17 protein-coding genes, 2 tRNA genes, 1 riboswitch and 1 other annotated feature (1 of these 21 cut by a window edge) are annotated in these 18,818 nt (G+C 40.0%); of the genes, 18 read left to right on the top strand and 1 reads right to left on the bottom strand.

The genetic code is table 11. The features are described from left to right. Positions 1–26 precede the first annotated feature (26 nt). A riboswitch (Lysine riboswitch) is annotated at positions 27–215 on the top strand. A gap of 191 nt (positions 216–406) precedes the next feature. Further along, the gene (locus HU823_RS15815) at positions 407–1,645 is read left to right on the top strand and encodes an aspartate kinase (RefSeq protein ID WP_197222665.1); all 1,239 of its coding nucleotides are present in this window, start codon (positions 407–409) and stop codon (positions 1,643–1,645) included. A gap of 39 nt (positions 1,646–1,684) precedes the next feature. On the opposite strand, the gene HU823_RS15810 is transcribed toward HU823_RS15815, so the two are convergent. Further along, positions 1,685–2,131: a YslB family protein gene (locus tag HU823_RS15810; protein ID WP_144698729.1), complete on the bottom strand. Its 447-nt coding sequence runs from the start codon at positions 2,129–2,131 to the stop codon at positions 1,685–1,687. A 304-nt stretch (positions 2,132–2,435) separates the two neighbouring features. On the opposite strand from HU823_RS15810, the gene HU823_RS15805 reads away from it, so the two are divergent. The 17 genes from HU823_RS15805 (at position 2,436) to ilvD (ending at position 18,603) form a co-directional block, all read left to right on the top strand. After that, positions 2,436–3,044 carry a succinate dehydrogenase cytochrome b558 subunit gene (locus tag HU823_RS15805; protein WP_144698731.1) on the top strand — a complete coding sequence of 203 codons (609 nt, stop codon included), beginning with the start codon at positions 2,436–2,438 and terminating at the stop codon, positions 3,042–3,044. Positions 3,045–3,059: 15 nt separating this feature from the next. Beyond that, the gene (gene sdhA / locus HU823_RS15800; protein ID WP_066396656.1) at positions 3,060–4,820 is read left to right on the top strand and encodes a succinate dehydrogenase flavoprotein subunit; all 1,761 of its coding nucleotides are present in this window, start codon (positions 3,060–3,062) and stop codon (positions 4,818–4,820) included. A 2-nt stretch (positions 4,821–4,822) separates the two neighbouring features. Continuing rightward, positions 4,823–5,578 (top strand): succinate dehydrogenase iron-sulfur subunit, encoded by a 756-nt coding sequence (gene sdhB / locus HU823_RS15795; protein ID WP_144698733.1) that lies wholly within the window; start codon positions 4,823–4,825, stop codon positions 5,576–5,578. A 101-nt stretch (positions 5,579–5,679) separates the two neighbouring features. Next, positions 5,680–6,147 carry an acyl-CoA thioesterase gene (locus HU823_RS15790; RefSeq protein ID WP_197222664.1) on the top strand — a complete coding sequence of 156 codons (468 nt, stop codon included), beginning with the start codon at positions 5,680–5,682 and terminating at the stop codon, positions 6,145–6,147. Between the two features lie 155 nt (positions 6,148–6,302). After that, the gene (locus HU823_RS15785) at positions 6,303–6,527 is read left to right on the top strand and encodes a helix-turn-helix domain-containing protein (protein WP_066243534.1); all 225 of its coding nucleotides are present in this window, start codon (positions 6,303–6,305) and stop codon (positions 6,525–6,527) included. A gap of 128 nt (positions 6,528–6,655) precedes the next feature. Beyond that, positions 6,656–7,531 (top strand): glucose PTS transporter transcription antiterminator GlcT, encoded by an 876-nt coding sequence (gene glcT, locus HU823_RS15780; RefSeq protein ID WP_305069408.1) that lies wholly within the window; start codon positions 6,656–6,658, stop codon positions 7,529–7,531. 195 nt (positions 7,532–7,726) lie between these two features. Further along, entirely contained in the window at positions 7,727–9,799 is a 2,073-nt protein-coding gene (ptsG, locus tag HU823_RS15775; RefSeq protein ID WP_197222662.1) for a glucose-specific PTS transporter subunit IIBC, read from the top strand. 13 nt (positions 9,800–9,812) lie between these two features. Next, a complete protein-coding gene (locus tag HU823_RS15770; RefSeq protein ID WP_066396644.1) occupies positions 9,813–10,079 on the top strand; it encodes a phosphocarrier protein HPr in 267 nt (88 codons plus the stop codon). Then, positions 10,079–11,791, top strand: a complete 1,713-nt coding sequence (ptsP, locus tag HU823_RS15765; protein WP_197222661.1) for a phosphoenolpyruvate--protein phosphotransferase — start codon at positions 10,079–10,081, stop codon at positions 11,789–11,791. Before HU823_RS15770 ends, ptsP begins: the two co-directional genes overlap by 1 nt. A gap of 210 nt (positions 11,792–12,001) precedes the next feature. Beyond that, a complete protein-coding gene (racE, locus tag HU823_RS15760; RefSeq protein ID WP_305069407.1) occupies positions 12,002–12,796 on the top strand; it encodes a glutamate racemase in 795 nt (264 codons plus the stop codon). Between the two features lie 197 nt (positions 12,797–12,993). Then, a complete protein-coding gene (locus tag HU823_RS15755; RefSeq protein ID WP_144703337.1) occupies positions 12,994–14,031 on the top strand; it encodes a GerMN domain-containing protein in 1,038 nt (345 codons plus the stop codon). Positions 14,032–14,161: 130 nt separating this feature from the next. Continuing rightward, positions 14,162–14,770, top strand: a complete 609-nt coding sequence (locus HU823_RS15750; protein ID WP_197222659.1) for an XTP/dITP diphosphatase — start codon at positions 14,162–14,164, stop codon at positions 14,768–14,770. Beyond that, positions 14,755–15,285 (top strand): metallophosphoesterase family protein, encoded by a 531-nt coding sequence (locus tag HU823_RS15745; RefSeq protein ID WP_144698747.1) that lies wholly within the window; start codon positions 14,755–14,757, stop codon positions 15,283–15,285. The genes HU823_RS15750 and HU823_RS15745 overlap by 16 nt, the downstream gene beginning before the upstream one ends. An 81-nt stretch (positions 15,286–15,366) precedes the next feature. Further along, positions 15,367–15,440, top strand: a tRNA-Gly gene (locus HU823_RS15740). A 188-nt stretch (positions 15,441–15,628) separates the two neighbouring features. Beyond that, positions 15,629–15,705 (top strand) — tRNA-Arg (locus HU823_RS15735). Between the two features lie 303 nt (positions 15,706–16,008). Beyond that, positions 16,009–16,911, top strand: a complete 903-nt coding sequence (ilvE, locus tag HU823_RS15730) for a branched-chain-amino-acid transaminase (protein ID WP_066396629.1) — start codon at positions 16,009–16,011, stop codon at positions 16,909–16,911. A gap of 24 nt (positions 16,912–16,935) precedes the next feature. Further along, complete coding sequence (gene ilvD / locus HU823_RS15725) at positions 16,936–18,603, top strand: dihydroxy-acid dehydratase (RefSeq protein ID WP_197222658.1); 1,668 nt, start codon at positions 16,936–16,938, stop codon at positions 18,601–18,603. 3 nt (positions 18,604–18,606) lie between these two features. Beyond that, positions 18,607–18,818, top strand: a binding site (T-box leader); it runs 53 nt beyond the window's last position.

The following is an 18,818-nucleotide window of genomic DNA, read 5'->3' as shown; positions in this document are numbered from 1 at the left end:
TTATAAATATGCCATGCTTCGTATGAAGTGATGGTAGAGGAGCAGGAACCAATAGTAACCCATCTGAAGAGAAGAAGCTCTAGTGATGATGGTGGAAAGGGGATTCTTGCCGAAGTGTAAAAGGACTTCTAGCCTTTTATGCTGGACCTGTATTGAACAAATACAGAGCTGTCACACAAGTCCCCCCAGGGTTTGTGTGGAGGACTATCTCACGAGGGGGAACAAACTTGGCTTGCTACGGATTAAAGCAACAATAGGGTTTTTCCTTATTGTTGCTTTTTTGTATATACTTTCAAATTAAGTGACCTGAAAGTATACGTGCAGACTAAGCAGACGTGGTAATTTTAGCGTCAACAAACTTCTAATAAAAGAGATAGAATCTTACAACAAGAAGGGATTGGAGTATATGGGGAGAATCGTTCAAAAATTTGGTGGAACTAGTGTTGGCTCAGTTGAGCGAATACAAAATGTGGCGAAACGAATCATCCATGAAGTAGATGCAGGAAATGAAGTCGTGGTAGTCGTTTCAGCGATGGGTAAAACAACGGATGAACTTGTAAAGCTTGCTACAGATATTAGTCAGAACCCTTCCAAACGGGAGATGGATATGCTCCTTACGACGGGAGAACAGATTACGATCGCCCTATTGACGATGGCTCTGCATCAAGAAGGATATAAAGCTCAATCATTAACAGGATGGCAAGCGGGCATTCAAACAGAAGATACCTTTTCAAATGCGAGAATACTAGACATCGATTCCAAGCGCATCTCTTCGCTGTTAAAAGATGGCCATATCGTGGTTGTTGCTGGATTTCAAGGGATTATTCCTGAAACAAAGGATATTGCCACTCTTGGTAGAGGTGGATCTGATACAACAGCCGTTGCGCTAGCAGCAGCTCTTAATGCAGATCGATGTGATATCTATACCGATGTGACCGGTGTATATACGACTGATCCCCGTGTAGTGAATTCGGCTAGAAAACTACCTTCGATCTCTTATGATGAGATGTTAGAGATGGCCAACCTTGGTGCAGGTGTCTTACATCCTAGAGCGGTTGAGTTTGCTAAAAACTATAATATTACATTAGAAGTAAGATCAAGTATGAGTGAAGAGCGTGGAACATTAGTTGAGGAGGAAGTGTCTATGGAACAAAATTTAATGGTTAGAGGTCTTGCGTTTGAAGGAAACATAACAAAAATTACGGTCTCTTCAGTTCCTAATGAAATACATGCATTAGCGGAACTGTTTACGATTTTGGCTTCGAACGGCATAAACGTAGACATCATCATTCAAAATGTATTAAATGAAGAAAAAACGAATATTTCGTTCTCGATCGAATCAAATTCATTGTCTGCTACGCAAGAAGTACTTGCCGCACATCAATCAAAATTAGGATTTGAATTGATCAGTTATGAACAAGGTCTGGCAAAGGTATCAATCGTTGGTTCTGGTATGATCTCAAATCCTGGTGTAGCAGCTAAAATGTTTAAAGCTCTGTCAGACGAAGAGATTATGATCAAGATGGTTAGCACTTCTGAGATTAAAGTATCAACCGTTGTGAAACAAGAAGATATGATTAAGTCGATAGAAACGCTCCATGATGTGTTTGAGTTAGATGCTCGTGTTCCTGTTCAGAGCACGTAAGACCAAACATTGAAAAAGCCGGCAATCCGCCGGCTTTTGTTATTCGATCGTATCTTTTTTATCCCATTGAACGGTGATAAAAACTTTGTTTCTTTTCATTGATTCTAAAGCTTCTGTTGTACATTTTTTTTGTAGCTGAACTTGTTCAGCAAGGAAGCCTGCTTCTAGGCTGAACGTTTGATGAGTGAAGTTTTCCATTCGCTGCATGATCAGTTGAGAGTTTAAAGAGAAATTCATCTCTGTTTTTGAAGCTTCAATCATTTCAAGAGTGCCCCAGCCAGCTTCAACAAAAAAAGCGTGAACTTCTTCCATCGTATGTAAAGGATATTTTCTAGCCAAGTGTCTTCCTGCCCAATAGAGAATATTTCGTTCTTGTTTGCCAAGAAGTTCAGGCAATAAGTCGCTTCGTAGGATCTCATACCCAAAAGCTGAAACAGAAAGCTGTTCTACAGGGGTGTTTTCATCCTTTGTCTTTTGTTTAAACATTCTGCATCCCTTCTTTCTCATTTTTATTATAACGGGAAAGCGGTTTAAACTCTATAGCAACTATCAGTATTTGTCGAAAATCTTAAAGCTTTAAAAGCGTTGGTGTAGAAAGAAAATTTACGTATTTAGTTGTTAGCGTTTTCTTGACGGTGTCAAACGATGGGAGTAAAATGGACATGTTGCTAGTTAATTAAGCTAATTGTTTAATACTTATCCTCTAAAAGAGGAAACTTAAAACGCTTACATGTGGAGAGGAACAAAGATTAGCAGCCAGAGAGAGGCTAAATTTGAAGGGGGCAAGAGAATGGCTGGCAGTAGAGATTTTATTAACAGAAGAATTCATTCATTATTAGGAGTAATTCCGATCGGGATTTTTCTCGTGCAGCATTTAGTTGTGAACCATTTTGCGACGAGGGATGCTGAAGCATTTAACAAAGCAGCACATTTTATGGAAAGTTTACCGTTTCGTATTTTCCTAGAAACGTTTGTGATCTACTTACCAATTTTGTTTCATGCCGTGTATGGACTTTACATTACGTTTCAAGCGAAAAACAATGTTACCCGCTACGGCTATTTCCGCAACATGATGTTCCTCGTTCAGCGTGTAACAGGCGTTATCACATTAGTATTTATCGCTTGGCACGTTTGGGAAACACGTGTACAAGCTGCGTTCGGACAAGAAGTAAACTTTGATATGATGGCAGACATCTTAAGCTCTCCATTCATGGTTGCCTTCTATCTTGTAGGTGTTTTATCAGCAGTATTCCATTTTGCTAACGGATTATGGTCGTTCTTTGTCAGCTGGGGCCTTACAGTTTCGCCTCGTTCACAAAAAATTTCAACATACGTAACAATGGGTGTATTTGTTGCACTTGCAATTGTTAGCGTAAGAACAATCTTTGCATTTATTTAAAAGGGGTGAGACAAATTGAGTAATCAGAAAATTATTGTTGTTGGCGGAGGTCTCGCCGGTTTAATGGCTACAATCAAAGCAGCTGAGGCTGGTGTAAATGTTGACCTCTTTTCAGTTGTTCCAGTAAAACGTTCGCATTCTGTTTGTGCTCAAGGTGGCATAAACGGTGCTGTAAATACAAAAGGTGAAGGGGATTCACCATGGGAGCATTTTGATGACTCTGTATACGGTGGAGACTTTTTAGCAAACCAACCTCCAGTTAAAGCAATGTGTGACGCTGCTCCTGGAATTATCCATCTAATGGACCGTATGGGTGTAATGTTTAATAGAACGCCTGAAGGATTACTTGACTTCCGTCGTTTCGGAGGAACACAGCATCATCGTACTGCATTTGCCGGTGCAACAACAGGTCAGCAATTATTGTACGCACTAGATGAGCAAGTTCGCCGCCACGAGGTAGCAGGTCTTGTTACGAAATATGAAGGATGGGAATTCTTATCTGCCATTATTGATGACGAAGGGCAATGTCGTGGAATCACCGCACAAAACTTGAAAACGATGGAGATTGTAAGTTTCCCTGCGGATGCCGTTATAATGGCAACTGGCGGCCCTGGTATCATTTTCGGTAAATCTACGAACTCTGTTATTAATACAGGTGGAGCAGCATCAGCTCTTTATCAGCAAGGTGTTTATTATGCGAACGGTGAGTTCATTCAAATTCACCCGACGGCCATCCCTGGTGATGACAAGCTTCGTTTAATGAGTGAATCAGCACGTGGTGAAGGAGGACGTGTTTGGACATATAAAGACGGAAAGCCTTGGTATTTCCTAGAAGAGAAGTATCCAGCTTACGGAAACCTTGTTCCTCGTGACATCGCTACACGTGAGATCTTCCACGTATGCGTTGATTTAAAGCTAGGAATCAATGGTGAGAACATGGTATACCTTGATCTTTCACACAAAGATCCTAAAGAACTTGATATTAAGCTTGGTGGAATCATCGAGATCTATGAGAAGTTCATGGGTGATGATCCTCGTAAAGTACCAATGAAGATCTTCCCTGCGGTTCACTATTCAATGGGCGGAATGTGGGTTGATTATGATCAGATGACGAACATTCCAGGTCTATTTGCAGCTGGTGAATGTGAGTATCAGTATCATGGTGCTAATAGATTAGGAGCTAACTCGCTGCTTTCAGCTATTTTTGGCGGTATGGAAGCTGGCCCATCAGCTGTTAGATATATTCGAGGATTGGAAAAAACAGTTGAGGATGTACCTTCTACTGTGTTTGATAACCAAGTTAAAAAAGATCAAGAGGTATACAACAACATTCTTTCTATGGATGGAACTGAGAATGCTTATGTGATCCATAAAGAACTTGGAGAATGGATGACAGATAACGTAACGGTTGTTAGATACAACGATAAATTAAAACAAACGGATGAAAAGATCCAAGAATTGATGCAGCGTTACAAAAACATCAATATTAACGATACATCCAAGTGGAGTAATCAAGGTGCATCCTTTACTCGTCAGCTATGGCACATGCTTCAGCTTGCTCGTGTTATAACGCTGGGCGCACTAAACCGTGATGAAAGCCGTGGAGCTCATTACAAACCAGACTTTCCTGAACGTAATGATGAGCAATGGTTAAAAACAACAAAAGCGAAATTCAATCCAACAACGAACGGACCAGAATTCGAGTATGAAGAAGTAGATGTTTCGCTTATCCAGCCACGTAAACGTGACTATTCTAAGAAGAAGGCAGGGGTGTAAGAATGAGCACAAAAATGGTGAAATTCGTCATCTCAAGACAGGATAACCCAGAAACTGCCCCATATTTAGAAGAGTTTGAGATTCCTCATCGTCCTAACATGAACGTAATATCTGCTCTTATGGAAATTCGTAGAAACCCTGTTAACGCAAAAGGGGAAGCTACGACTCCCGTTACTTGGGAGATGGGTTGTTTAGAAGAAGTTTGTGGCGCATGTTCAATGGTAATCAACGGAAAGCCAAGACAATCTTGTACGGCTCTTGTTGATCAATTGGAACAGCCAATTCGTCTTGAACCAATGAAAACATTTCCGGTTGTCCGCGATTTGGCGATCGATAGAAGTAGAATGTTTGATGCGCTTAAACGAGTTAAAGCTTGGATTCCAATCGATGGGACGTATGATCTTGGACCAGGTCCTCGTATGCCTGAAACAAAGCGTCAATGGGCATATGAACTTTCGAAATGTATGACATGCGGTGTTTGTTTAGAAGCATGTCCGAACGTAAATACAAATTCCGACTTTATCGGACCAGCACCTTTATCGCAAGTTCGTCTGTTTAATGCTCATCCAACTGGTGAGATGAACAAGGAAGAACGTTTGAACGCGATCATGGATGACGGTGGGCTTGCAGAGTGTGGTAACTCTCAAAACTGTGTGCAGTCTTGTCCTAAAGGTATTCCTTTAACAACATCAATTGCTGCACTTAACCGTGATACAAGCTTCCAAGCATTTAAGAACTTCTTTGGCAGTGATCGTTAAAGAATCATACAGAGCTTCTCTCATCAGGGAGAAGCTTTTTTAAAACCAAATAACTGAATAGCGATTCATAAAATATCTGTATAGGAGAGGCGGTAAAGAATTTGGCTAGGCAAGATTACATATCAAATATGGATGATTGGCAAAAGGGCTTTTCTTTTTATCACGAATTGCAAGTACGTTTTGGTGAGATCGACGGATTTGGCCACGTGAATAATACGAATATCTTTACTTATATGGAAGAATCACGAATCGCGATGTTTAAGGAACTGGGTTTGATGACTGACTGGGGTGCTCCTGATTCAGAAGAGATTCCAGTTGTGGCAGACCTTCAATGTGACTATTTGGCTCAGATCATGTACGATGAAAAATTAAAAGTGTATGTGAAAATTAATGAAGTAGGCTCGTCTTCCATCGACATACACTATTTAGGCATAAACGAGAAGAAGATTCCTGTATTTACAGGAAGGGGTGCTATCGTACAGATTTCTAGACGAGAGGGACGTCCTGTAAAGTGGAATGAAGAGCTAAAAAACCAACTATATAATTTTTCTAAAGAAGCCCATGTATGAAAATGGGCTTTTTTTTATGGTTTATCCGTAATATTCTTCATACTTTTTAAATGAACCAAGTCACTCCCATCTGATTCTTTACATACTATATGTTGACTAAATACTTCCAATATTCGTTGGCGGTTCCTAAACCCTAGCAAGGAGGGGTGAATTCATTGAAAGATAAACACTACCGACCGAAGCCTCTACTTACAAAAAGAGAGAGAGAAGTTTTCGAACTACTAGTTCAAGATAAGACCACAAAAGAAATTGCGGAACAATTATTCATTAGTGAGAAAACAGTTCGTAACCATATTTCAAATACCATGCAAAAGCTTGGGGTTAAAGGACGCTCTCAAGCCGTTGTAGAGTTATTGAGGCTTGGAGAACTCGAGATTTAGTCAGAAAGCGGCTTTCATTGTGAAAGCCGTTTTCAGTTTGGTTTTTCTGCAGGTAAAAAGTGTAATTGATTTTTCTAACCTTTTTCCGCTATGATGAAGTTTATGATGTTAGTGGTTTATGGACCTAAATGAAAAAGGTGAAAAAATTCATGAACAAAAGCCTGCAAGTGAAAAAAGTTCTTAATAATAATGTGGTTATTGCTATTAATACCTCCAATGAAGAAAGAATTGTTATTGGCAAAGGGATCGGCTTCGGTAAGAAACCTGGTGAAGAGATCTTTCCTAAGCAAGTGGACAAGTTATTTGTATTGAAAGATGAAAACGAGCAAGAACAATATAAAACCTTATTAGATTCGATAGATGAAAAGATAGTAGAATTGATCAATGATGTAATTGTTCACATACGAACTCGTTTTGAGAATGAGTTAAACGAACATATACATGTCGCGTTAACCGACCATATTACATTTGCGATCAAACGATTAGAACAGAGTATGGATATCAAGAATCCATTCCTAACTGAAACACAAACACTCTATCCAAAAGAATATACGGTGGCTGAAGAGGCGATAGAAATCATCAATAAGTCGCTGGGCATTCATCTTCCTGAAGGTGAGATTGGTTTTGTGGCATTACATATTCATAGCGCCATAACCAATAAAAGTGTGACTGATATAAAGAAGCACTCAGAGCTCATCAACACTTTAATGCAAATGATTCAACATTCACTAGACCTATCTATTGATACGAAAAGCATCAATTATTTACGTCTTGTACGTCATTTAAGGCATGCGATAGAACGTATCTCTATGGGCGATATCATGGAGGAACAAGAAAAGTTAGCAAAAGTGTTGAAAGAAGAATATCCTTTATGCTACAATTTGGCGTGGAAGTTGATTAAGGTTATGCAAAATACCTTACAAAAACCCGTGCCCCATGCAGAAGCAGTATATTTGACAATGCATTTGCAAAGGCTTTCGCGTTATGACAATGAAGACAAATGATAACAGAATATAGAAGAACTCGTTTTTACGTGTTACTGATTCGATCAGGCATAAGTAAGAAACAAAAGTGTAGCAGATGCTTAATTAGGATATATTAATTCTGATTAGGGATTTACTCATGTTTCTTATTTATGTCTTTTTTTGTTTGATGCGAAAGTAAATGGAAGGGTTATCATAATAAAAGGAGGACTTCCTATGTGGAAAAAACTTTTTGGTGTTCTTCAACGCGTAGGTAAAGCACTTATGCTACCGGTTGCTATCTTGCCGGCTGCAGGTCTTTTGCTTGCCTTTGGTAATGCGTTCAAAAATCCAGCGTTGATTGAAAGAATACCTGCACTAGACGCAGCATGGTTCCAGCTTGTTGCAGACGTAATGGAAAAATCGGGAGATATTGTTTTTGCCAATTTATCGTTACTGTTTGCCGTTGGTGTTGCCGTAGGTCTTGCAGGCGGTGAAGGTGTAGCAGGATTAGCTGCTATTATCGGTTACTTGATTATGAACGTAACCATGAGCGTTATTGAAGGGGTAACACCTGATATGATCGGAAAAGATCCTTCTTTTGCGAACGTACTAGGTATTCCAACACTTCAGACAGGTGTGTTTGGAGGTATTATCGTCGGTATCTTAGCCTCCTATCTTTATAAGAGGTTCTATAACATCGAACTTCCTCAATACTTAGGGTTCTTTGCTGGAAAACGTTTTGTACCGATTATTACAGCAGTATCTGCTTTGGCACTGGGTATTGTAATGACGTTCATCTGGCCACCTGTTCAGCATGGACTTAATACGTTCTCTGAAAGCATGATTAATTCGAACTTGACGGTCGCAGCGTTTATCTTTGGTGTGATCGAACGTTCATTGATTCCTTTTGGACTTCATCACATTTTCTACTCGCCGTTCTGGTTTGAGTTTGGCTCTTATAAATCTGCAGCAGAAGGACTCGTTCGTGGTGACCAAGCGATCTTCTTTGCACAATTAAAAGATAACGTTGAACTAACAGCAGGTACATTTATGACTGGTAAGTACCCGTTCATGATGTTTGGACTTCCAGCTGCAGCATTAGCGATGTATCACGAGGCACGACCTGAACAAAAGAAAATCGTTGCGGGTATCATGGGTTCTGCTGCGTTGACTTCATTCTTAACGGGAATTACGGAACCACTTGAGTTCACATTCTTATTTATTGCTCCAGTATTATTTGGAATTCATGCTATTTTCGCAGGTCTTTCTTTTATGGTTATGCACTTGTTAAATGTTAAAATAGGTATGACTTTCTCTGGTGGTGTAATTGACTACTTATTGTACGGAGTGCTTCCTAACCGTACGGATTGGTGGCTTGTAATTCCTGTAGGTCTTGCACTTGCAGTGATCTATTACTTTGGTTTCCGTTTTGCGATTCGTAAATGGAACCTTAAGACACCAGGACGAGAAATCGTGGATGACGAAGTTGAAACGAATGTTGGACCGTCCAATAAAGATTCACTGGCAGCGAATATTTTAGAGGGATTAGGTGGAGAGTCCAATATCTCTAACCTTGATGCTTGTATCACTCGATTAAGAGTTTCTGTAAATGACCCTAAGGAAGTTGACAAGGATCGATTGAAAAAACTCGGAGCATCCGGCGTTCTAGAAATGGGTAACAACATTCAAGCGATCTTCGGTACACGATCAGATACGATCAAGAGTGAAATTCAAGATATTATTAGTGGTAAGACTGTAGCAAAACCTAAAAACTCAGAGAAAACTCCTGAACAAGGAAAAGTTGTGGAAACAAACAATGAAGCTGCTACACCAACTTCATCCATTTCTACAGATGATGATCGTTTTGTTTCTCCGATTAAAGGGAAAATACTTCCGATCACCGAAGTTCCTGACCAAGTTTTCTCAGGAAAAATGATGGGTGATGGATTTGCCATCGAACCAGCAGAAGGCTTGGTGGTTTCACCTGTTAATGGTAAGATAATGAATATCTTCCCGACAAAACATGCCATCGGTATTGAGTCAGATTCAGGCAAAGAAATTCTCATCCATTTTGGTATCGATACAGTGAAACTGAAAGGTGAAGGTTTTGAGAGCTTTGTGTCTGAGGGCGACAGAGTTAAGATCGGTCAAAAGATACTAAAGGTTGACCTGAACTTTGTTAAGGAAAATGCACCATCCGTAATCACACCGATTGTTTTCACGAATCTATCGGATGAAACAGTTTCCGTCGAAAAAACAGGAACTGTGGCTATAGAGGAAGAAAATATTATTACATTCAAAAAATAAAGGGGTAATTATCATGGCAGAAAAAACATTCAAAGTAACTAGCGAATCAGGAATCCACGCACGTCCAGCAACAACTTTAGTTAACCAAGCAGGTCAGTTTAGCTCAGATATTACACTTGATTACAACGGAAAAAGCGTTAACTTAAAATCAATCATGGGCGTAATGAGCCTTGGAATTCAACAAGGATCTTCAATCGTGATCAAAGCAGAAGGTTCAGATGCAGATGAAGCAATCGCAGCATTAGAAAATGTTATGAAAAAGGAAGGGCTTGGTGAGTAATGTCTGAAAAAATTTCAGGTATTGCAGCATCAGCCGGCATCGCAATCGCAAAAGCGTTTGTTCTTCAAAACCCTGAATTAACGATCGAAAGAAAATCAATCTCAGATTCAGCAAGTGAGATCGAGCGTTTTGAAGCAGCGCTAAACGTTTCTAAAGAGGAACTTTCTGTAATTAAAGAAAAAGCGAACAAAGAGTTAGGCGAAGATAAGGCAGCGATTTTTGCTGCCCATCTTCTTGTTTTGAGCGATCCAGAACTAGTTGATGCTGTAAAACAAAAGATTGAGAATGAAAAGGTTAATGCAGAAGCAGCAATGGACGATGTTTCATCCATGTTCATCAATATGTTTGAATCTATGGATAACGAATACATGAAAGAGCGTGCTGCAGATATTCGTGACGTCTCAAAACGAGTTTTAGCACACTTGTTAAATGTGACGTTTACTACGCCTGCAAGCATTACAGAAGAAGTTGTCATCTTAGCAGAAGATTTAACTCCTTCTGACACGGCTCAATTAAACCGTAATTTTGTTAAAGGTTTTGCAACTGACATTGGAGGGAGAACTTCTCACTCAGCAATCATGTCACGTTCAATGGAAATTCCTGCAGTAGTAGGAACTAAAACAATTACGGAAAACGTTGAGAACGGCGTAATGGTAATCATCGACGGTCTGGATGGGCACGTAATCGTGAATCCTACTGAAGATGAAATTGCGACGTATGAAGAAAAACAAAAACAATATCAAAAGCAAAAAGCCGAATGGGCAAAGCTAGTGAATGAAAAAACATTCTCAAGCGACTCTGTCCAAGTTGAGCTTGCAGCTAATATTGGAACACCAGCAGACGTAAAAGGTGTTCTAGAGAACGGTGCAGAAGGCGTTGGTTTATACCGTACAGAGTTCCTTTACATGGGCCGTGACCAACTTCCAACTGAAGAAGAGCAGTTCAAGGCATACAGTGAAGTGCTTCAAAAGATGGAAGGTAAACCAGTAGTTATCCGTACACTTGATATTGGTGGAGATAAAGAGCTTCCTTATTTAAATCTTCCGAAAGAGTTAAATCCTTTCTTAGGATTCCGTGCGATACGTCTTTGCTTAGAAGAGCAAGAAATTTTCCGTACACAACTTAGAGCACTTCTTCGAGCTAGCCAATATGGAAACTTGAAGATCATGTTCCCGATGATTGCAACACTTGGAGAATTCCGTGCTGCTAAAGGTATTTTGTTAGAGGAAAAAGAAAAGCTCTCTTCAGAAGGTGTAGAAGTATCCGAATCCATTGAAGTAGGTATCATGGTGGAAATTCCATCAACAGCCGTTATGGCAGATACTTTTGCTAAGGAAGTTGATTTCTTCAGCATTGGTACTAACGATTTGATTCAATATACGATGGCTGCTGATCGTATGAACGAACAAGTTTCATACTTGTATCAGCCGTACAATCCAGCGATCTTAAGATTGGTAAAAATGGTCATTGATGCAGCTCATAAAGAAGGTAAATGGGCTGGTATGTGTGGAGAGATGGCAGGCGATCCAATCGCAATTCCAATTCTTCTTGGCCTTGGCCTCGATGAATTCTCAATGAGTGCTACATCTGTACTACCTGCTCGTAGTCAGATTCTCGGTCTGTCTAAAGAAAAGATCAGTGCACACATGGATGAAATTCTACAAATGGAAACAATGGAAGACGTTGTAAAGTTTGCAGAAGAAAATTTCTAAAGTAGAAAAAAGACTATGGGGAATTTCCATAGTCTTTTTCTATAGACGTTTGAGTGAATAGGGTTGGCTACGAGAGTGGTTATTTCCACTCCAGGTTGCTCGGGTTAAAACATTACATTAACGAATGGTCTTGCATTTTCATAAAAATATTAGCAGAATAGAAAACAGTGATTTAACGCCAGTACGTATATAGAGATGAGGCGATGTTTTTTGAATAGACCCATTGGAGTCATTGATTCAGGAGTGGGAGGTTTAACGGTAGCAAGAGAGATCATGAAGCAGCTACCGAAAGAAGAGATTATCTACTTAGGAGACACGAAAAGGTGCCCGTATGGTCCGAGACCATTTGAAGAGGTTAGGACTTATACGTGGGAAATGATTGATTATCTTTTAGAACAGAAAATTAAGATGCTCGTTATCGCCTGCAATACAGCTACTGCAGCAGTATTAGAAGAAGCGAAGAGAAAGTTAGACATTCCGGTCTTAGGAGTTATCCATCCTGGTGCCCGTTCCGCTTTAAAAGCGACGAAAAATAATCACGTCGGTGTAATCGGGACAGTCGGGACGATCAATAGTGGTGCTTATAAACAGGCGCTAACACAGATTCGTAACGATGTGATCGTAGAAAGTTTAGCGTGCCCCTTGTTCGTTCCGCTTGTTGAACAAGGGAAGTTATCAGGTGAAGAAACATTAAGCGCAGTTTCAGAAACGTTATATCCACTTAAGGATCTCTCCATTGATACGTTAATCTTGGGATGTACTCATTACCCTCTGTTAAGACCTGTCATACAGCAAGTGATGGGTAAACATATCACGTTGATCTGTTCAGGTGCAGAAACTGCGCGTGAAGTTTCAGTCATCTTAGACCATAGCGGACTTTTAAATACAACAGATGCTAAACCGTTACATCGATTCTTAGCTACAGCAGAGAGCAATCATTTCTTAGAGATCGCTAACCATTGGTTAGACCGCAAGATTGAAAAAGTGGAATGTATTAAGTTGTAGTTTTCAAAGAGCACGAAATTTAGGTAACCTCATATTGAGAATATTGAAGTGAAAAGAGCAGAATCCATTTAGGGATTCTGCTCTTTTCATTTAATTAAAGCCAGTCTTCTTTATTTTTTGTACAAGTGGTCTAACGGGAGAGGATAGCTCGTATACATAGTAGTACAAACCACTTGAGGAGGGAAAGTATGCGCAAAATGATGAAGACAGGAGCACCGCTTATCATATTATCAGCTTCATTGCTGGTATCAGGTTGCGGATTATGGGGAGAGAAAGCAGGAAATGAGCTTGATCCCCCTAAAGTGAACTACGTGAAAGAAGGTCAGTCGCTCGATAAGAAAGATAAAGCAGCGAGTGCAGAGCAGACGAATAAGCGGCAACTGTTTTTATTCGACAGCAACGGGATGGTTGTTCCGCAAGTTCTTGCTCTTCCAAAGAACGATGAAACTGCTAAACAAGTACTGCAGTATCTTGTGAAAGATGGGCCAGTAAGTAATTTGCTTCCTAACGGTTTTCAAGCTGTTCTGCCAGCAGATACAGAAGTGTTATCGGTAAATATCAAAAAAGGCACAGCTACAGCAAATTTTTCAAAGGAGTTCACAGAATATAATGCAGCAGATGAAATGAAGATTCTGCAAGCTATTACATTTACACTTACTCAGTTTGACAACATAAAGAAAGTTAAAATTCAGATCGCAGGAAAGAACCAAAATTCAATGCCTGTTAACAATACACCAGTTGGTGACGGTGTGAGTCGCGTTGACGGTATAAATCTCGAAAATGGCAGTGTGGCAGATATCACGAATAGTGAACTCGTAACGCTCTATTTCTTAGCACAGACACAGGACCAAACGTATTATGTACCTGTAACGCGCCGAGTTGCAAAAGAGGGGACAGACAAAGTAACAGCAACGATTGAACACCTAATTGATGGCCCATCTGCTGAGAGCAGCCTTCTAACAGATTTTAGAACAGATGTGAAACTGTTGAGTACACCTGTCGTCAAAGATGGTGTTGTTACACTAAACTTCAATGGAGCTTTACTGGACAACAAAGAAGAAAGCATGATTGCAGATGAAGTATTAAATTCGATTGTTCTTTCTCTTACAGAACTATCTGAAGTTAAGAAAGTAGCGATTAAAGTGGACGGGAAGTCAAAGATCTTTAATGAAAAAGGGAAAGAACTCACCGCTCCAGTTTCAAGACCTAAAGAAGTAAATACAGGTGAATTTTAAAATCAAATAGGTTGTGATACAGTAAAGAGGCGAGATATTCGTCTCTTTTTTGTTTTGTCCATATTTATAATAGGAATTTACATAATCATTCACTATGTTAAGATCTACTTTTATCGGAGGAATAAACCACATGAAAATTTTAGTTGCAACGAAAAATAGAGGTAAAGCTAAAGAATTTCAATCAATGTTAGGAAGTTTTGGGGTTGAGATCCTCACTTTAAACGATATTGAAGGAAGTCCTGACGTTGAAGAAACAGGTATCACTTTTGAAGAGAACGCTATTTTAAAGGCTGAAACCATTTCTAAACAGATGAATATACCTGTTATTGCTGATGACTCTGGGTTAGAAATTCATGCGTTAGAAGGACGACCTGGCGTTTATTCAGCTAGGTATGCTGGTATACATAAAAATGATGAAGAGAACATGAACAAAGTCTTAGAAGAACTTCAGGATGTTGAAGATAAAGATAGAAGTGCTCAGTTTGTATGTGCTTTAGCTTTTGCGAGACCTCAAAAAGAAACGCTAGTTGTAAAAGGGGAATGTAAAGGTCAGATCTTAAGAGAAAAGAAGGGGACGGAAGGTTTCGGGTATGATCCGATTTTCTTTCTTCCAAAATTAAATCGTTCGATGGCAGAGTTAGCAAAAGAAGAAAAAAATAAAATTAGCCACAGAGCAATAGCTTTGGAAAAACTCAAAAAACTGATCAATGAGGAGGATCTCTTATGGGAAAAGCCTTAATCGTTAGTGATAGTCACGGGTTAACTGATGAGTTAGAAACGTTAAAGAGCCGCTATCGAAATAAAGTAGATCTTATGATTCATTGCGGTGATTCAGAGCTTTCGACAGCATCTAAAGAAATGTCTGGATTTGTAACGGTTAAAGGAAATATGGATTATTTAGGCGATGATTTTCCTAACGAAGCCATTGAGTTGTTGGGAGATACATGTATATATATAACACATGGTCATTTATACGATGTAAAAATGTCTTATCTTTCACTAGCATACAGGGCAGAGGAAACAGGTGCAGTAATTGCTTGTTTTGGGCATTCACATGTAGCTGAGGCTTTTGAGCGTGAGGGAATGATCTTTATCAATCCAGGGAGTATCAGGCTGCCTAGAGGCTCTTTTGAAAAGACGTATGCGTTATTGGAGATTGAAGATAATAGTATATCGGTAAGTTTTTATTCACTCGATGGTATACGTATCGATCGGTTAAGTAGAACATTTGAAAAAAAAACGGTTAGAAAATAAAAAAGTTGAGAAAATGGGTTGACTATAATTTAGATATCATGTATATTTAGTTATGTCGTCGCGACAAGGTCTAAATTGTCTGCGGGTGTAGTTTAGTGGTAAAACAAGAGCCTTCCAAGCTCTGGTCGTGAGTTCGATTCTCATCACCCGCTCCATTTGTTTTTCTCACGTTCAAATGGTCCATGAAAAGTTACATCTGAAGTTAACAGATCTTAAATTAAAATGCATGATAAAAAATATATTTGTATCCACAGTCGACGGGTGGAACAAATCACTGTGTGCCCGCAGCGCATGGTAATTGCGGAAAGCGCCATTGCTATGCGAAAGGGGCTCCAATACATATGTCCCAGTAGCTCAGCCGGATAGAGCATACGCCTTCTAAGCGTACGGTCGGGAGTTCGAATCTCTCCTGGGACGCCATAATACTTACATATAACAACTTTTCGACACGCTTGATGTCCTCTATTAAAGGATATCAAGCGTGTTTTTTTAATTTATATGAAAGCGCTTTAAAAATGTTTACAATGTAACGCGTTAAAGCTTCAAAACCTGATGGTCATGGGGATGAAAGCGTGTACAAAATAACTGAAAAGTCAGAATTCGGTTAAAAGTACAAAATTCGTGGTTGATTCTTTAATAAGATGGGCGTAATATTGTCAACAATTATTAAAATATTTTTAAAAAATTCAAATAATTCAAATTGACACGTAAAGGAGGATCACGATGCAGGAGCAATGGGTTTATGTTAATGGTGAGCACGTATTAAAAGATGACGCCAAAGTCTCGGTTTACGATCATGGGTTTTTATATGGAGATGGGGTGTTTGAAGGTATTCGAGTCTATAACGGAAATGTATATCGACTAGATGAACATCTTCAGCGTTTATACGAATCAGCTCAATCCATTATGCTGACAATTCCACACACTAAAGAAGAACTAACAGACATCATCGTTCAAACGCTCCAGAAAAACAAATATCGTGATGCTTATATTCGACTAGTAATTTCACGAGGAAAAGGAAATTTAGGATTGGACCCTTTTACATGCGGCCAACCGGGAGTCATTGTCATTGCAGAACAGCTTGCACTATTTCCTAAAAAACTTTATGAAACAGGTTTAGAGATCATAACAGTGGCAAGCAGAAGAAACCGCCCGGATGTGTTAAGTCCTAAAGTTAAATCGCTAAACTACCTGAACAATATCTTAGTTAAGATCGAGGCTAGCCTTGCAGGAGTTAGTGAAGCATTGATGCTGAACGATCAAGGGTATGTGGCGGAAGGTTCCGCTGATAATGTGTTCATCATCAAAGGGAATACCATTAAAACGCCTCCAGGATACTTAGGAGCTCTAGAAGGAATTACTCGAAACGCAATTGTTGAGATCGCACGAGCGCAAGGATACAACATGGTTGAAGAGCCATTCACGAGACATGATGTTTATGTAGCTGATGAAGTATTCTTAACTGGAACTGCAGCTGAAGTTATTGCAGTAGTAAAAGTTGATGGAAGAGTAATCGGAAACGGAGCACCAGGTGAACATACGAACAAACTTTTAAAATCCTTTAGAGAAAAAGTAGTTGAAGAAGGAGTTAAGGTGTATCCGAACCAAGCCGTTCAAGCTGGATAAAAGAAGTATAGGAGTGTTACAGATATGCGCAGTAATATGATCAAGCAAGGAATCGATAGAGCCCCGCACAGAAGTCTTCTCCACGCAGCGGGAGTTGCACCAGAGGATATGGATAAACCTTTTATCGGTGTTTGTAATTCCTATGTTGATATTATTCCGGGGCATATGCATCTAAACAAAGTAGGTGAATGGGTAAAAGAAGCCATTAGAGAAGCTGGTGGAATTCCGTTCGAGTTTAATACGATCGGCGTAGATGATGGAATTGCGATGGGTCATATTGGTATGAGGTATTCGCTTCCGAGTCGAGAAGTCATTGCAGATGCAGCAGAAACGGTTATTAACGCCCATTGGTTCGACGGTGTGTTCTACATACCTAACTGTGACAAGATCACCCCTGGTATGTTAATGGCAGCTGTAAGGACGAATGTTCCTGCAGTATTTGTTTCAGGTGGTCCGATGGAAGCCGGAAAGTCTATGACAGGAAAATCCCTATCCCTTGCCTCGGTATTTGAAGGAGTAGGTTCTCACTTAGCTGGAAAGATGACGAGAGAAGAACTATTAGAACTTGAAACGAGTGCTTGCCCGACTTGTGGATCATGCTCAGGGATGTTTACAGCCAACAGCATGAATTCCATCATGGAGATGCTTGGAATTACACTACCGGGTAACGGAACGATCGTTGCTACCTCAGACGAAAGAAGAGAACTTATCAAAGAGGCTGCAACGTCACTTATGGATCTAGTGAAAAACAATATAAAACCTAGAGATATTATAACGAAAGAAGCGATTGATGACGCCTTTGCCTTGGACATGGCGATGGGCGGCTCAACGAATACCGTACTTCATATGCTTGCCATCGCAAATGAAGCTGAGATTGATTATGACTTATCATCAATCAACGAGATCGCAGAACGCATTCCATATTTATCGAAGATTAGTCCAGCTTCGGATTATTCTATGCAGGATGTTCACAGAGCCGGCGGTGTCAGTGCGATCATCAATGAACTCTGTAGAATGGAAGGTGCCATCCATAACGATCGGTTAACGATAAGTGGAGAAACGTTAGAGCACCGAGTCCGGCATGCGGAAATTTTAGATGATGATGTTATTCGTAGAAAAGATAACGCATATTCACCAGTAGGCGGTTTATCTATACTTTATGGAAACATTGCACCAGATGGCTGTGTGATCAAAGTAGGTGCAGTTGATCCTTCAATAAAAACATTTCAAGGCGAGGCTATCGTCTATGAATCTCAAGAAGAAGCGATCCAAGGCATCAATAATGGTGAAGTAAGAGAAGGGCATGTCGTTGTCATTCGATATGAAGGACCGAAGGGTGGACCAGGTATGCCGGAGATGCTCTCTCCAACTTCAGCTATCGCTGGAAGAGGATTGAGTACGAAAGTAGCACTAATTACGGATGGCAGATTCTCTGGTGCGTCTCGAGGCATCTCGATCGGTCATATCTCGCCAGAAGCGGCACAAGGAGGACCGATCGCGTTCGTAAACAATGGTGATCCAATCTTAATTGATCTAGTAAATAGAACGATTCACGTATTATTAACAGAAGAAGACTTAAAAGAACGAAAAGAAGGCTGGGTGAAACCCGAACCGAAGATCAAAAAAGGTTACCTCGCACGCTATGCGGCACTTGTAACCTCAGCTAATACTGGAGGAATATTAAAAATTTAAAACAATAAAACGATGACGGAGAACAATGGTAGATGTGGGATAAACAGAGAGCCGGTGGTCGCTGTGAACCGGTTATTCCTAATACCAGGACATCCCTCCTGAGTGTCCTTTTGAACGTTTCTTAGTAGGAAGGGCCAAGCGATAATACCATTTTTTATCGCTTGTTATCAAATGACGAATATTTCGTCTTGAGGCATTTCTTGTGTAAATGAGCA

It is taken from the genome of Fictibacillus sp. 18YEL24 (genome assembly GCF_015903855.1).
Lineage (GTDB): Bacteria > Bacillota > Bacilli > Bacillales > Fictibacillaceae > Fictibacillus > Fictibacillus phosphorivorans_C.
The sequence above is the reverse complement of the archived record's forward strand: the minus strand, read 5'-3'. Positions and strand labels throughout refer to the sequence as shown.